The following is a 13,644-nucleotide window of genomic DNA, read 5'->3' on the forward strand; positions in this document are numbered from 1 at the left end:
GCCCTTCAAATAAAAAAAGAGAAATCAACATCATAGTGATTTCTCTGAAGACTTAACTTATTTCCAAAATAGCTTGAGCTGCCAACTTGCTACCGTTAATCGATTTAAGTTCTTGCTGCAATTTTTGAGCTTTTTTTTGATAAGAAGGATTTTGAAGCAGTTCTGCGGCTGCCTTTTTAAAATACTCCTTATCCTTTAATTGCTTTCTCTTTAGCTGAATCGCGTTGCCATAATCAACACAGCATTTTATGTTGTACTCCTGTTCTTTTTGCAGACCAATCCCGATAAAAGGTTTCCCTGCGACACATGCAGTTTGAACTGTTCCTTCACCGCCGTGGAGAACTGAAGCAGTCACCAGCTGTTGCACCTGTTTTGCGGGCAACCAGTCGTACAAATGAATATTAGCAGGTAATGACGCTGTTTGTTCTTGAGACAGAAAACTCTTCATTGGACTGACAACTTGAACAGGTAGTCCTGCAAATTTTTTAAGTAAGTTATAAACTATCTCACTCGTTCCCGAACTTCCCATACTGCAATAAATAATAGGGTCATCAGTTGCCCGAAACAACTGAAACAAACTCGCTGGGATATCTTCTGGCAAATCAGCAAAAATAGGGCCCACATAGATACTATTTTTACTTAAGTTTGGGTTACCAGTCAATAGTTCTGGCGTCGTTATGCAATTTAGATCCCCATCTAAAGAATCAATGAGTGTTGGAAAATGGTCTTCGACGTGATACTCTTTGACAATTTTTTTAATATCTTTAGGCAAGTAATTAAGTGATAGAATAAGTTTTCGTCCGCCTTTTTTTAGAAATTCAGGAGCTTTGCCCATAAACTGATTCCCCTCAACCCATGATCGCGAATAAACATAGGGTTTCACATAGGTCAGTGGGATTTTTTTTACTCTGGCACTGACAAACAGGCTGACTGTACTGCCAATTACAACACCATCAATCTCTAGAGCTTCAATCAACGCTAGTTCGTTCTCGATACGTTCTTTCAACATATCATAAGTAAAAGGGATTTTAAAGCTACGGCCTTGATCAAAATCCATTATCTTAGTAATCGTTTCTTCGTCCAACTTTGGAGATAATAAGTAAAATGGAAAACCGGCTTTTTCAATGTAGCCGGAAAACTTGTCGCTATAGCCCATAAAGAAACACTCTGCTCGTCCCCGACATTCCTTGGCAACCTCAATCATGCGGGTGGTCTCTGCTAAATTAAAGGTTTCCGGTGCAAAAAGAAGTTTCTTCATCTGTTCAACCCACCATTTCCCTTTAAGTCCTCAAATAAGTGCTCCACATAATGATCCAGCTCTTTTTCCGTTTCTGAATCAGCTTTTGCCAAATTAGGCATCCCTTCAAAAATAGCCAGCATCTGTTGATAATAGTTAACCTTTTGCTGAAATTCTTGAGTTTTAATTTGAATCAATGTTTCTGTTTTGGACAAACAATCCTCAGTTCCTTCATTTTGTATAAAAGATAAAACAGTTTGAATATCTTCGAGACTAAACTCACCATATTTTAGCACTAAGATGTATTTAATCAGCAGTAAATCCCAGTCACTGTATGAGCGATAGCCGCCTTCTGTTCGCGACGGTTGGATCAACTTTACTTTTTCGTAGTACCGTAATGATGATTTTGAGATAGCGAGTTCCTTCGCCGCCTCGTTAATTGATTTTTCTGGCATCAGACTCACCCCCTTTTTCATCAGTTTAACATTAAACCTAAGTGGAAGGTCAACTATTTATTTTGATTATTTTATAGAATTTCACATTTTTGGGAATAGCTATTTTTATTCTGATAGACATTTCTTATTTATATTAGATGACATGATATCTTTTTCCTTTTTTAACCACTAAAGCCAACTATTGTCAAATTTCCTAAGAAATTTCTAATTTTTGAGATATACTTATGAAAAAAACTTGGAGGTCTTCCCTTGTTTGAAACTCATTCTTCCCTTGGCATTTCTTTTTTTCTACTGCTATTTTTACTCGTCTTCAGCATTAGTTACTTTTTATGGAAAAAACTTATTTCAAAATATTCATTTATTAAGCATATCTATGCTGCAAATTTTCCATTTTCAATCGTTACCCTAGTCTTATCATTTTTTTGGTTTATGTCTGGTTATTCATTGTTTTCTTTCAACTTCTCTAGTGCTTATTTTTTAGTTGTACACGGGATACTTCCTTTCCTTTCTTCCATTATAGGGTTCAGCTGGTGGTCCCAAGAGAAAGATAGCGCTTTGTGGTTATTCGTTTTTACCGCCAATGCTGTATCGGCATGTTTAGCTTGTAGCTTTGTTTTTTTATTTTTGGAATTATAGTAAAAAAGGTATCAAACACCCCTTACCTTAGTTCTTATCTTCTCCCCTCTTCATTATGATATAATAGAGAAATTCTCAACACCAAAACCAACTCATGTTCAAGAAAGGAATAACAAACATGGAAAACATGACCCTTCTGCCCTACATAGCTAAAAGAGATCGCACGCTTCTTGAAAAACTACTGGTAGGCCATCATTATTACAGCACTATGTTCAAAGAATCAGCTGATAATGGTCAATGTATTTGGGTGGTTTATTTAAAGACGCAACTAACTGGTGTCTTATTCCACGATGGACTTCAAAGAGGCACGGAACTGACAATTTTTGTGGATCCGGCTTATCGTAATAGAGGAATTGGAACATACTTACTGTCCCTTGCGGACCAAATGTTTCGTGAAAACGAGTCGGTTGAAAGGGCGAAATGCGCTTATTTGGATCAAGATAATACCTCGCGGTCCTTTTTATTGGCAGCCAACTACCAACGAGATTATGCTATGTTTTTAATGGAGCGGGATACCCAATTATTGCCAATCAAAGAAAGTCTTGCAGAGATACGCCCTTATCATGACAATGATTACTTGATTTTCCAATCACTATTGGAATCGGTCTTCTATAAGTTGCGTCAACGTCTTGGATACCCTCTCTGGTACCGTGAAGCCTCTGAAAGAGATCGTCGACGTTTTCTAGCAGATAAAGGCAACCGCTATGTTATGCTTGTAAAGGGCGAAATTATCGCTGTTGGCGTTCTTTTTGATAATATTCTTGAAGCGATCGCAGTTAAACCAGCCTTTCAGAATCAAGGATTTGGCAGTATTTTCATCTCGTTTCTCGTCAACAAACTGATCGCTCGCGGTGCTGAAAAGGTTCAGCTCTGGGTCGATGATGGAAACGAAGCCAAACAGCTCTATGAGCTCCTGGGATTCAATCAGTTAGCTTTGTATCACTTTTATTATCGTCGTTATCGACCAGAAACGCGACCGATTGGACCGCCGCCAGAACTTGATGAATTAAACGCTCTAATTAATCACTAAGAATAGCCATTTCAATAGGCCTTATTCTCCTTCGATCAATTTTTTTGCAGTACTTTGAGCAAATCTAGACACAAATTTTGGGGTTATTCCAACTATACTTATCTTAAGAAAAAAGAATATAGAGAGGAATGAGTGGATGACATATTTTAATTTTGGGTCAAAAATTAAATCAGCACGAATAAAAAAAGGCTTATCACAAAAAGATTTAGCTGATGGGCTTTGCACCCAAGGCTTAGTTAGTAAAATCGAAAAAGGAGAGGTTATTCCAAACGCCTTGCTTTTAAAAGACCTTTGTTTAAAACTTACTGTGTCGATCGACTTTATCCTTGCAGATGATGTACTCAATTAAACCTGCAAACAACATTTAAAGCTCTGAAGAGCCATGCCTAAATCAACTATTAAGTCGTTCGTTTTATTGCCTCTTGACTGGCTAATTAACTCAAAAAAGGCCTCAGCCCCCTCAATCAGCGGGTTCTGTGGCCTTTTTATTCTATCCGATTCACTACACTAAGCTTTTGACTATCTCAAACAATCTTTTAACATCCTCAGGACGAGTGTCTCCCGTAACTGGATCGATGATTGAGCTATAAATGTGAGGAATGATCTTACTCACCCCAGCCTGTAAGGCAATGGCGACAATTTCTTCAAAGTTTGCTAAATCAATGCCACCAGTTGGTTCTAAGTAAAAATCATACTTGGCACAAGCTTCCGCAACGGCTTGGTATTCCTCTCGATGAGCCAGGCCCTTCATCGGGAAAAACTTAATTGAACTTCCTCCCATGTCTTTCAAAAGAGCGATCGCGGTCTCTATCGCCACTTCTCCTGCTGGCATCTGGCTACTTAAAGGACCTGTTGCAAGATTGACATAACCAACACGGCCTGTTGGTGAAACCAAGCCATTAACAATTGTTTCCTTTTGACCTAGCAATGCTCTTGATGCCCCGACGCCGGTAAAAACCTGATTAACATGCTGGGGCTGCAAGATGCCGGAAATCCGCGTGACCATCTGACTTTGCTTGGGATCACCGGCACCTAAGCCGACAGATAAAGCATTATCAGTGGCTGCCTGGTATAAGCTCATGTCGTTAACAGCCTCTTCATCCGACTGATAGTTCTTTGATAACACGCCTAAAATCGTAAATCCTTCAGCCGCTTCGTAGCAGGCTTTGGCGTTCTCAACAGAATTGGCTAAGACGTTTAAACTAATTTTATTCTGATAAAAATTTGGAACTTTTTTCACTGATTTACCCTCTTTCACGATTTATTCACCTAATATCACTTGCAACCGCTGAATTATTTTGGCCATCTCCTGTTTGGTAACCGCCCTGACATCAAATTCAATGATGCCATTATTCCCTCGATAGTCTCTTGTGTAGATGGCTGGGCTTTGTGATTTTAGTTGGTCAATCACTTCTGCTGCTGTCACTTTTCCTTGGACCCTGACTTCTGCTCGGTAAATATCTCGTCCTGCTCCATCTTGAATGATCGCCGCTGTTAATTCTGGAAACTGATTGAGCTCTGCGACAAAAGGTAGTAATCGTTCTTTGATTGATTGACCAGATTCACTGCCCTCTTTGACAAAATTCTCAAGTGCTTGGGTCAACCCTAATATGTTGTCTTTGCCAATCTTCATGGAACGACCCATTCCTTTGCTTTGGAGACGAATCCATTCAACAAAGGGCTTTCTTCCCAAAACCAAACCGGAACTTGGGCCTTCTATGGCCTTGGCACCACTATAAATCACTAAATCCGCTCCCTGATGATAGTATGAAGTTAGCTCCTCTTCGGCAGCTGCATCGACAATCAACGGTAGGCCGTGCTTTTTCGCCACTTGAGCTGCTTCCGACACTGTTAGCATACTTTTTTGCACAGTATGATGGCTCTTAATGTAAAGGATGGCAGCGGTTTGTGGGGTGATCATCATCTCCAAGTGACTAGTTGAGCACATATTGGCGTAGCCCGCTTCAACTAACTGACCACCCCCTTGAGCAATCATCACCTCCACAGCGGTACCATAGTCCACATTATGCCCTTTTGGCATGACAATCTCACGTCGTTCAAAGCGGTTATCATAAGGATGATACAGGTGATAACGATCCCCCTGTCCAATCACCGCCGCGATGGATTGAGCAATCCCGGCTGATGCACTGGCAACAATCACCGCCTCTTCCACAGCTAATAATTCAGCAATATAGGCCCCAGTTCGCTCAACTAATTCACTCATCTCAAAAAAACAGTCACCAGCCATAGCTTGCGTCTCCTGAACACTTTTAGCTACTTTAGATACGCCTAAAATCGTCATTTTACCTGAAGCATTGATGACTTCTTTTAAGCCATATTTCTCATATATGGTCATGCTTTTCCCCTCTAACTATAATATTCCTAGCAATGCGCCAATAATACTGACAATCACGATCGTTGAAATGATCACGCCGTAGCGCGGCCCTTTTTTCAACATGTAATAATAAATGATAAAGACCGCACTTAAAGGTAAAAGCCCCTTCAAAATTTGATCTAATATTTCTTGAAAGACAATCGTCGCCCCACCGGGAACTACTAGCTCCATCGGACTGGATATATTGACATAACTGGCTGATAAAGCCCCCATCATCATCATTCCCAGAACATTAGCCGAGTAGATCACCTGTTTGATTTTACCGTCTTGCAGCAATGAAATAATCGAATTTCGCCCTAAGGTGTAACTTTTATTGATCAATACCCAACTGATATACATGGTAATCGCCGTATATAGTACTAAAGGGGCGATCCCTGCGATCATACTGCCAGTTTTAGCCATAGGAATAAAAATTGAAATGATGATCGGCATCAGGGCCGCCCAGATAATCGAATCACCAATTCCAGCTAATGGTCCCATTAACCCAGTTTTGATCGACGTAATAGCCATATCACTAATGTCAGCACCATTGGCTTTTTCTTCCTCCATCGCTAAACTGATGCCTTGAATGGACGAGCCGATCGTTCCTTCCGTATTAAAAAAGGCTAAATGACGTTTCAAGGCTGTTCGTTGAGCTTCTTCATCATCATGATACAGTTTTTTGATCGCCGGAATCATCGACGCACAAAAGACCAAGCTTTGAAGTCGTTCATAGGAGTTGGATAGTTCACACCCTAATTGATAAATCCAAAACGATTTACTGAGATCTTTCTTCGTTAATTTTTTTGACGTTAAGACGTTTGTTTCTGGTACACTAGCCATTAGACAGCCTCCTCCTTTGTTCCTAAATTCCTAACTAAAAATGCCACACAAAGACCGATAATCGCCACAGCCATAACTTCGGCACCAAAATACATAACGGCGACAAAGCCGATAAAGAAATAAGGCAACAGTTCTTTTTTGCCGATGACCATTAAGGTTAAAGCAAACCCGAGGGCAGGTAAAATGCCTCCCATGACTTCAAAGCCGTGCATCAATTGAGTCGGAATAATGTCTAAAATTTTAGTCACCACTGATTGGCCAAAATAATTGGCCGCAAAAACTAATGGAAAACGAATAACAAAGCCAGCCGCTGCTGGGTAAATAAATGCTGCACGATAAATTCCACGATAGTTTAACTCTTCTGCATACTTATCAGCCATGTGAACCCAAGTGGCATTGACCGTGCGTCTTAATTGATCCATAAAAACCCCTAAAACCCCAAAAGGAACAGCCAAAGCAATCGCCGCCTCAGCATTCATGCCCACTCCTAAAGCGATCGGAATGGCAATCGCTGAAGCCAGAGCTGGGTCACTAGGTACATTCCCACCTGGTGTGGAAGTCACCCCTAAATAAACCAACTGGATACCAGCTCCAATAATCATCGCCTCAGCGATTTTCCCCGTTGCTAAACCAGCGATCAATGCGGCGCAAAGGGGTTGGGATAACATTCCTGAAAAGGTGTAACCAAATCTTAAACGAGCAAACCAATAATAAAGCCCCATGACAATCGAAATTCCTAAAACTCCCATTTCTTTTCCTCCTATTTATTTAACTAAAAATCATCTAATCGACTATAAAGAATGATACTTTTCAATTAACTTAGACATCTCAATCGGATTGTCTTCTGGGATTGCTTGAAAGAAAACCTTGATGCCTTTATTTAGTAAATGATCTAAGACCTCAATATCACCCGCGGACAAATTGATGTTTTTTAAGACATTTTTGCGATCTGGCCCACCGCCTAAACCGCCTACTTGAATATCTTTCGTGATAATACCAGCATCAACCATAGCCCCAACGGTTGGTAAATCCGGCACTAAAAACAAGACTTTTGAATTTGAACTTGTTCCTGCCTGCCAATAACTTATGGCACTTGCCACACCATAGGTTTTGACCTCAACCCCTGGAGGCGCCGCCATCAAATAAATACTTTTTAAAAATTCATCCTTTTCCAGTTCATCACTGACCACAAAAATTTCATTGGCTCCTGATTGTTGTAACCATTTTGTGACAACTTGCCCATGAATTAACCGACTATCTACGCGACATAATACAATTTCTGACATACTAAAACGTCCCTTCTATCTTCTAATTAATTTTTGGTATTTCTAAAATAACGTTGTTAGCCTGAGAAGCAGCCAATAATTCCTGTCCCGTGCTCTCTGTAAAGGGAGCTGTTTGCTTCATAATCGCCTCTAATAATAAGGCTGTGTTTAGCCCTGAAATGGCTAAGATCTGATACTCTCGCGACAATCGCAATGCCACATTACTGGTAGTACCGCCTTTAATATCCGTTAAAATAAGTAACTGATCTGACCAAGTCAATGCTTTGATCCTTTGATCCACTCGTTCGATGTAGTCGTTTAAATTATCCTCTGGAGCTAGTGGCACTTCATAAACCTCTTCCACAGCCCCAACAATCATCTTGATGCTGGCTAGTAAATGTTCTCCCCAACCACCATGGGTTAAGATTAAAATCGGTTGTCTCATTCATTTTTCCCTCCTTCCAACTTTCCATACTTTTATATAAGCAATAAGCGTGCCAACTAATCTGTCACATTCTTTAATCAATACAAAAAAGGCTAGTCAATCACGACTAACCATAGAGTAATTCGTAGATATATTTAATTTCCAAAGGGGAAAACTGAATGCCATATGACACTTCCAGCGGACGAAAGGCCATTTTTATGACAGATGCTTCATCTGGCATATCCTTATATGACACTTCATATTCTGTCATATTATAAGAATTGTCGATGACTAAGCGTTCAATGGTGCAACAACAGTGAATTAAAAAGCGCAACATGATCTTATCGTCTCCTTGTAGCCTTAATTGACTGTCAATCCCTTTATAGATCTCTTTCACCTCCACTGTCAACCTTTGTGGATTTAAGACGTTAATGTAATTGGTAATCGCTTCGACCGACAGCATTTGCATGTAACGCTGAGAAACATCTCGCTTGATTTCCAAGTTGTCTTGCTTGGTCAAGTCAAAGCCAAACAAGAACAATAAGCGTTCGACCCCTTTTTCCGAGAACAGTTCCTCCAGTGAAATAAAGGGAATATCGGGAATTTCCGTCGGCATATTGCCAACAATTCCCACTAATCGTTCATCTGGAAAAACATACTGATGAATCTTCTCAATACTTTGAATCTCCTTATTCTCTAAGGTCACTATCCGAATATTCGTCAGAATTTCTTCTTTAAAGGTTTCAATCAACAGCTTTTCGATTTTAATCGCCGTCCCTAACCCAGTCATACAAGAGACAATGATGACCCGCCGATCGTTAAATTGCCCTCTTTTACACAGTGATGTTTCGTGGTTCTTTTCATTCATAATTGGCAATAAGTAGTTAAAATCCGTGGACTCATACAATACTTCTCGGGAAAGCTCCAACAAGGTCAGTAAATTGATGTTTTTAATTAAAAGGACTTCCATCTCAAATTCTTCACTTATCAAATTGCCAAAATAAACTAAGGAGCCAATGTCCACCAAGAGTATCAAGCGTTTATAAGGCAACGATCGAACGGTTGCTCGCAATTTTTCAAGGGTATCTTCGACCGACTGATAAATCGGCATGTCGATTGACTTTAGTAAATTAGTAGCAAATAAAGTATTACAATACTCCACCATACTCGTCGCAGTCGTTTCCCCATGCGCAATCACCACAATGCCACAATCTTTGTCTTTGACCCCATTATTTTGCTCCAAAGTCAATTTTCTTAACAACAAACCAAAGTAAGTTACTTCAGTTTTGGGAAACGCCAGATTAAACAGGTCAGAAAGATAGTCGACAATTTTAGCTGCCAACTGATAATTTTCCATTTTTCCTAACATCAGTTGACTGGAATACTCATAGAAATCATCATCAGGCACTTCGATAAAGATCAACGTTGCATAGAGATGCTTCGACATGATTTGCTTTAACTGTTCACTTAATTGAAAACCGGTCTCCTTTTCGATAAACTGACAGACTTGTTCAATCTTTTTAGTAAAGCTCTCATCCATTTCTCGCATTAAACTTTTAGGTGTCTGTTCTTCACTAAAGAGCTGCATATCGTATAACTGTTCCAATTTTTTCTCCAAAATAAAAGCCGTTTCCGTTTCGGGAATATTACTATTTTTGAGGTTTGAATACTCTCTTAACAGAAAGCGATAAAACAGATCCTCTTCAAACGACTCTTGCTTTAAGTAAAGCTGACCGTGAGAACTATCATTACCTGTCTGAATGACAATCTCATTTCCCTGCAACAATTTGTTAACAATCAACATATCATTGGCATCTTTTTCCACTTTTTCTGGTTCGCCGTGAACCTTATCAATGATTAAGTCATCTTGAGAATTCATTTGTTTCAAATAGCTTTGAGCACAAATAAACTGAACCTCAGACTTCATCTGACCAACGTTGCCACTATACTGTTTAAAAATAAAATGTTCCACAATTTTATGAGAGACCACCATATTTTTTTTAATCCGATTGCTCTCATTTTGAAAAAAGCTAAGAACCAATTGAATCTTCTCATTGATGGGGCGTTCATTTAAACTTGGTAAGGTAATCGCCACTGGGATTCGCCTTAAAAAGGTGCGTAAAAAAGTGTGCTCAAAAGGTTCTGTCGTTGCAAATATAAACCGAATAGTCACTTTGCGCATTGCCACATCGCCAACTCGCGAAAAATAGCCCTTATCCAATATGGTAAATAGTTTTTCTTGCCCCTCACTAGGCAAGCGATGGACTTCATCTAAAAAAAGAAAGCCTTTGTCGGCACTTTCAACTAAGCCTAGTCGATCTGACTCGGCACCAGTAAAGCTCCCTTTTGCATAGCCAAAAAGCTGAGAGGTTAACAGCTCTGGGTTATTATAATATTCTGCACAGTTAAAATAAACAAAAGGCGTTGCCACACCAAGATAGTCATCGTAAGACTGATGCAAAGCTTCCGCAATCGCAGTTTTCCCAACACCAGATTCACCACCGATCAATAAATTAAGCCCATTAGGTGGATACAATACAGCCGCTTTCATTTTTTCAATACTTGATTTCAAACTACCCTCACTGCCGATAATTTGAGCAAAAGCCTGTTGGTCATTTTCTGCTGATACTGGCAGGTCGACTAATTCTTCAGGAAAAAGCGTCTGATTAAGCTCAGCCAATGACATAAAATAAACTGGCAAAGTTTTTTCAAACTCTTCCTCTAATATTTTTTTCTCAAAAAATAGCACCGGTCGCGATTTAATCTTAATCACTTTCTTCTCAGCAACTAATTGGTTTAAATCCTGACTAATCGAATTTCTTGCTATTGCCAGACTCTCACTAAGCTCAACAGCCGTAATCCCCTTTGTTAACTCGTCAGACTTCCTGTCACTAAGTAGCTGCCTCGTTTTCAACTCAACATCAACTAACACTTTCTCGATGCGCCTCATGATATCCCCCCATTGATTCTCCATAGTGATTACAATATAGCACACCTACTCATTTTTTCATAAAAAAATTCAAAGGTTGCTGGGACTTGTCTTGTACGGACTAGTAAGGATCTATACAACCCTGTATTATGCTGAACATCATTTTCTAAATTTTCGTGCTCTCTGTTTTAAGTGAATTATTATCGATAGCTAGTGGTAAACTCCTAGGGGGGCTCATCCTTAGTTTGAAGTATTGGGATTAAGTTTTGAATTCGGTTTTCCACACCTTCATCGTTCGCCAAGAACTAAATCAAGTACTTGAAAAGTAATTGTTTCATGTTAAAATTAGCTCATAAAGGAGGTTAGACGCTATGACGACATCATTAAATATGATTCAAAATCAATTAGTCTCTATCAGTGATTTGAAGAAAGCACCCATGACCTTTGTCGAAAAAGCACAGAAATCCAAAGACGCTGTTTATATTGACGTCGCTGTTTTATTGGATACAGACACCTATAGCGCATTTCTTCATCAATATCAAGAGTTGATTGAAGAAATTACTCGACTAAATGAAAAATTAACCTATATAACAGCCGAACAATGACTTCACACAAATACTATGTTGCTATGTGATAAAGAAGTTAGAGGGACACAAATCACTCAAAGCTTGACTTCACTTGAAGATGAATGGTCTTAATTTTCCCAAAGTGATGGATATGACTACTGGTAAGCAATTATCAGGTAAGCTTCATCGATGTCATGAGATGAAGCAAAAGCGTTTAGGTCTCCGAATCATTTTTCGAGAAGGCACTTCCGATAATACCATCGACGTCAATTGAAAAGCATGGGCTTTTTATTGCGACAAGACAAGAATTGGGGAAAAATAGATGACCTCATCTACGAAATCCGTTCTCAACACAGCCACAACCTTCAGCAAGTGTGTTATTTCCATGTTCAAGGCAATCACTTTATTATCACTCATGGTTTTACCAAAAAAACCCAAAAAACACCACTCGAAGAAATCACGCATGCCATCCAATGCGACAACACTATTTTGATCAAGAAGGAGGGTCTTAATATGTCCAATAGTATCAATGACTTAATCACAGAATACAGTCGTAATAAAGAATTTGCTGATGCATTCGAAAAAGAAAATCGACGCCTAGATTTTGCTGTATTATTATCCGAGTTTCGACATGCTAACGGTTTGACTCAACGACAAATGGCTGAAAAAGTAAGAAAACCACAATCTACTATTGCCAGAATTGAAAATGGTAATATGAATCCAAGCCTTCAGCTAATGCAAGAAATTGCCGAAGCCTTTAATCAAAAGCTAGACATCCGATTTGTCCAAAAAAGTTAGCCTTTGGCTAGCTTTTTAATTTTCGCTATTTCTTAACATCAAATCGTTTATTCGGTACTCCATGTCAACGCTCCATTTTCTGACCATCAGTTCCTCGAACTTGTATTCAACGTTTTTACTGAAATTTGATCGGGTCTCGCTTTACAAAGGGGTTATTCCTTTGCTTTTGTATAAACCAAACCCAAGAATTTAACTCGTTGTCCCATGGTGTTGTAATCTTAGATCTCATTCCATTGACAATTAGTCCGATTTTTATTTCGATGAACGTAAGACACATTAGGAGTCTTCTCCCATCAGAGTTTGTCCATGCTGGGCAAACAAAAACGCTCTCGTACCTGACGAGAACGTAAAAACTACTGAAATAATTAATTCAAAGATTTATAAGATTTGTACTTGTCAATCAGACCATGAGCATCCCTTTTCGATAATCTCCCTCGATATTTTGTTTCTTTCATCATTTCAATCAGTGAAAATTGTGCAACCTTAGAAACATCGACATAAGAAATTAGCTTTGGGTTAAGACCTGCCTCTTCGACATCTTTAATTTTATAAAGAAATTTTTGATAAAAACTAGTTTTAAACTTACTTTCAAACTTATACTTATAAGAATAAATACCAAAACCTTGAGTTGAATAATCTTCAAGATTTATTCTTACTATAGCAACAGGACGATTTTTACCTTCTTGCGGATTATTTTCAAATTTGACAAAGGCATCATATACCGAATAACCTTCTAGTCTATTCGGCATACTTTAGAAGTTCCTTTACATGTTCTGGGGTATTCTCAGGAAAAACGAAAGTACCGTTTTTATCGACTTTCATTTGAAGCCATTCCGATTTATCACCTAGGTCAGGAAATTCAGGATAATCATCTTCTTGATTTCTTGAAAGAATAAGATAAACAGAATTCATGAAAATTTCCTCGGCCGTCTGAACATCTTTCGACATAGCTTCTTTTGCAAGCTTTTCTTGCTCTGGCGTTAAATTTAATCGCATAGTCAAAACTATCAATCCTTTCTATACATAAGGTGAAATAATCTTTGGCAGCAGTAAATACAAAAAACACTTTAGATAGTTACTACTTCTT

At 39.0% G+C, this 13,644-nt stretch carries 15 protein-coding genes and 1 pseudogene; 5 read left to right on the top strand and 11 right to left on the bottom strand.

Features of this window, described 5'->3' with window-relative positions; all coding sequences use genetic code 11:
- Positions 1–52 precede the first annotated feature (52 nt).
- Complete coding sequence (locus I6N95_RS17655; protein WP_209530455.1) at positions 53–1,258, bottom strand: glycosyltransferase; 1,206 nt, start codon at positions 1,256–1,258, stop codon at positions 53–55.
- Positions 1,255–1,692, bottom strand: coding sequence for a MerR family transcriptional regulator (locus I6N95_RS17660; protein ID WP_209530457.1), 438 nt, complete (start codon positions 1,690–1,692; stop codon positions 1,255–1,257). Before I6N95_RS17660 ends, I6N95_RS17655 begins: the two co-directional genes overlap by 4 nt.
- Positions 1,693–2,446: 754 nt before the next feature.
- Here I6N95_RS17660 and I6N95_RS17665 point away from each other — a divergent pair.
- Both I6N95_RS17665 and I6N95_RS17670 read left to right on the top strand, forming a co-directional pair.
- Positions 2,447–3,358 (top strand): GNAT family N-acetyltransferase, encoded by a 912-nt coding sequence (locus tag I6N95_RS17665; RefSeq protein ID WP_209530459.1) that lies wholly within the window; start codon positions 2,447–2,449, stop codon positions 3,356–3,358.
- A 136-nt stretch (positions 3,359–3,494) separates the two neighbouring features.
- The gene (locus I6N95_RS17670; protein WP_209530461.1) at positions 3,495–3,707 is read left to right on the top strand and encodes a helix-turn-helix domain-containing protein; all 213 of its coding nucleotides are present in this window, start codon (positions 3,495–3,497) and stop codon (positions 3,705–3,707) included.
- A 153-nt stretch (positions 3,708–3,860) separates the two neighbouring features.
- Here the strand turns inward: I6N95_RS17670 and dagF are convergent, their stop codons facing one another.
- The 7 genes from dagF to I6N95_RS17705 all read right to left on the bottom strand — a co-directional run bounded on the left by dagF (position 3,861) and on the right by I6N95_RS17705 (position 11,214).
- Positions 3,861–4,598 carry a 2-dehydro-3-deoxy-phosphogluconate aldolase gene (gene dagF / locus I6N95_RS17675; protein ID WP_209530465.1) on the bottom strand — a complete coding sequence of 246 codons (738 nt, stop codon included), beginning with the start codon at positions 4,596–4,598 and terminating at the stop codon, positions 3,861–3,863.
- Positions 4,599–4,619: 21 nt separating this feature from the next.
- Entirely contained in the window at positions 4,620–5,714 is a 1,095-nt protein-coding gene (locus I6N95_RS17680; protein ID WP_209530476.1) for a DgaE family pyridoxal phosphate-dependent ammonia lyase, read from the bottom strand.
- Between the two features lie 15 nt (positions 5,715–5,729).
- Positions 5,730–6,575, bottom strand: a complete 846-nt coding sequence (locus I6N95_RS17685; RefSeq protein ID WP_209530478.1) for a PTS system mannose/fructose/sorbose family transporter subunit IID — start codon at positions 6,573–6,575, stop codon at positions 5,730–5,732.
- Complete coding sequence (locus I6N95_RS17690; protein ID WP_209530480.1) at positions 6,575–7,324, bottom strand: PTS mannose/fructose/sorbose/N-acetylgalactosamine transporter subunit IIC; 750 nt, start codon at positions 7,322–7,324, stop codon at positions 6,575–6,577. The genes I6N95_RS17685 and I6N95_RS17690 overlap by 1 nt, the downstream gene beginning before the upstream one ends.
- A gap of 42 nt (positions 7,325–7,366) precedes the next feature.
- Entirely contained in the window at positions 7,367–7,861 is a 495-nt protein-coding gene (locus tag I6N95_RS17695; RefSeq protein ID WP_209530482.1) for a PTS sugar transporter subunit IIB, read from the bottom strand.
- 22 nt (positions 7,862–7,883) lie between these two features.
- Entirely contained in the window at positions 7,884–8,285 is a 402-nt protein-coding gene (locus I6N95_RS17700) for a PTS sugar transporter subunit IIA (RefSeq protein ID WP_209530484.1), read from the bottom strand.
- A gap of 106 nt (positions 8,286–8,391) precedes the next feature.
- A complete protein-coding gene (locus I6N95_RS17705) occupies positions 8,392–11,214 on the bottom strand; it encodes a sigma 54-interacting transcriptional regulator (protein ID WP_209530486.1) in 2,823 nt (940 codons plus the stop codon).
- Between the two features lie 350 nt (positions 11,215–11,564).
- Here I6N95_RS17705 and I6N95_RS17710 point away from each other — a divergent pair, with 350 nt between their 5' ends.
- The 3 genes and pseudogenes from I6N95_RS17710 to I6N95_RS17720 all read left to right on the top strand — a co-directional run bounded on the left by I6N95_RS17710 (position 11,565) and on the right by I6N95_RS17720 (position 12,557).
- The gene (locus tag I6N95_RS17710) at positions 11,565–11,798 is read left to right on the top strand and encodes a hypothetical protein (protein ID WP_209530488.1); all 234 of its coding nucleotides are present in this window, start codon (positions 11,565–11,567) and stop codon (positions 11,796–11,798) included.
- A 240-nt stretch (positions 11,799–12,038) separates the two neighbouring features.
- Positions 12,039–12,173 (top strand): annotated as a pseudogene (locus tag I6N95_RS17715) (type II toxin-antitoxin system RelE/ParE family toxin); the annotation flags it as partial.
- A gap of 99 nt (positions 12,174–12,272) precedes the next feature.
- Entirely contained in the window at positions 12,273–12,557 is a 285-nt protein-coding gene (locus tag I6N95_RS17720) for a helix-turn-helix transcriptional regulator (protein WP_209530552.1), read from the top strand.
- Between the two features lie 365 nt (positions 12,558–12,922).
- On the opposite strand, the gene I6N95_RS17725 is transcribed toward I6N95_RS17720, so the two are convergent.
- Together I6N95_RS17725 and I6N95_RS17730 are read right to left on the bottom strand one after the other, a co-directional pair.
- Positions 12,923–13,306 (bottom strand): hypothetical protein, encoded by a 384-nt coding sequence (locus I6N95_RS17725; RefSeq protein WP_209530496.1) that lies wholly within the window; start codon positions 13,304–13,306, stop codon positions 12,923–12,925.
- Entirely contained in the window at positions 13,296–13,559 is a 264-nt protein-coding gene (locus I6N95_RS17730) for a hypothetical protein (RefSeq protein ID WP_209530499.1), read from the bottom strand. The genes I6N95_RS17725 and I6N95_RS17730 overlap by 11 nt, the downstream gene beginning before the upstream one ends.
- Positions 13,560–13,644: the final 85 nt, after the last annotated feature.

Origin of the sequence: Vagococcus allomyrinae, from assembly GCF_017829975.1 — a bacterium.
In the GTDB taxonomy this organism is placed as follows: Bacteria; Bacillota; Bacilli; order Lactobacillales; family Vagococcaceae; genus Vagococcus_D; species Vagococcus_D allomyrinae.

Coding starts and splice junctions, on each gene's coding strand:
- I6N95_RS17655 (WP_209530455.1), bottom strand. CDS start 1,258: ATGAAGAAACTTCTTTTTGCACCGGAAACCTTTAATTTAGCAGAGACC.
- I6N95_RS17660 (WP_209530457.1), bottom strand. CDS start 1,692: ATGCCAGAAAAATCAATTAACGAGGCGGCGAAGGAACTCGCTATCTCA.
- I6N95_RS17665 (WP_209530459.1), top strand. CDS start 2,447: ATGGAAAACATGACCCTTCTGCCCTACATAGCTAAAAGAGATCGCACG.
- I6N95_RS17670 (WP_209530461.1), top strand. CDS start 3,495: ATGACATATTTTAATTTTGGGTCAAAAATTAAATCAGCACGAATAAAA.
- I6N95_RS17680 (WP_209530476.1), bottom strand. CDS start 5,714: ATGACCATATATGAGAAATATGGCTTAAAAGAAGTCATCAATGCTTCA.
- I6N95_RS17685 (WP_209530478.1), bottom strand. CDS start 6,575: ATGGCTAGTGTACCAGAAACAAACGTCTTAACGTCAAAAAAATTAACG.
- I6N95_RS17690 (WP_209530480.1), bottom strand. CDS start 7,324: ATGGGAGTTTTAGGAATTTCGATTGTCATGGGGCTTTATTATTGGTTT.
- I6N95_RS17695 (WP_209530482.1), bottom strand. CDS start 7,861: ATGTCAGAAATTGTATTATGTCGCGTAGATAGTCGGTTAATTCATGGG.
- I6N95_RS17700 (WP_209530484.1), bottom strand. CDS start 8,285: ATGAGACAACCGATTTTAATCTTAACCCATGGTGGTTGGGGAGAACAT.
- I6N95_RS17705 (WP_209530486.1), bottom strand. CDS start 11,214: ATGAGGCGCATCGAGAAAGTGTTAGTTGATGTTGAGTTGAAAACGAGG.
- I6N95_RS17710 (WP_209530488.1), top strand. CDS start 11,565: ATGACGACATCATTAAATATGATTCAAAATCAATTAGTCTCTATCAGT.
- I6N95_RS17720 (WP_209530552.1), top strand. CDS start 12,273: ATGTCCAATAGTATCAATGACTTAATCACAGAATACAGTCGTAATAAA.
- I6N95_RS17725 (WP_209530496.1), bottom strand. CDS start 13,306: ATGCCGAATAGACTAGAAGGTTATTCGGTATATGATGCCTTTGTCAAA.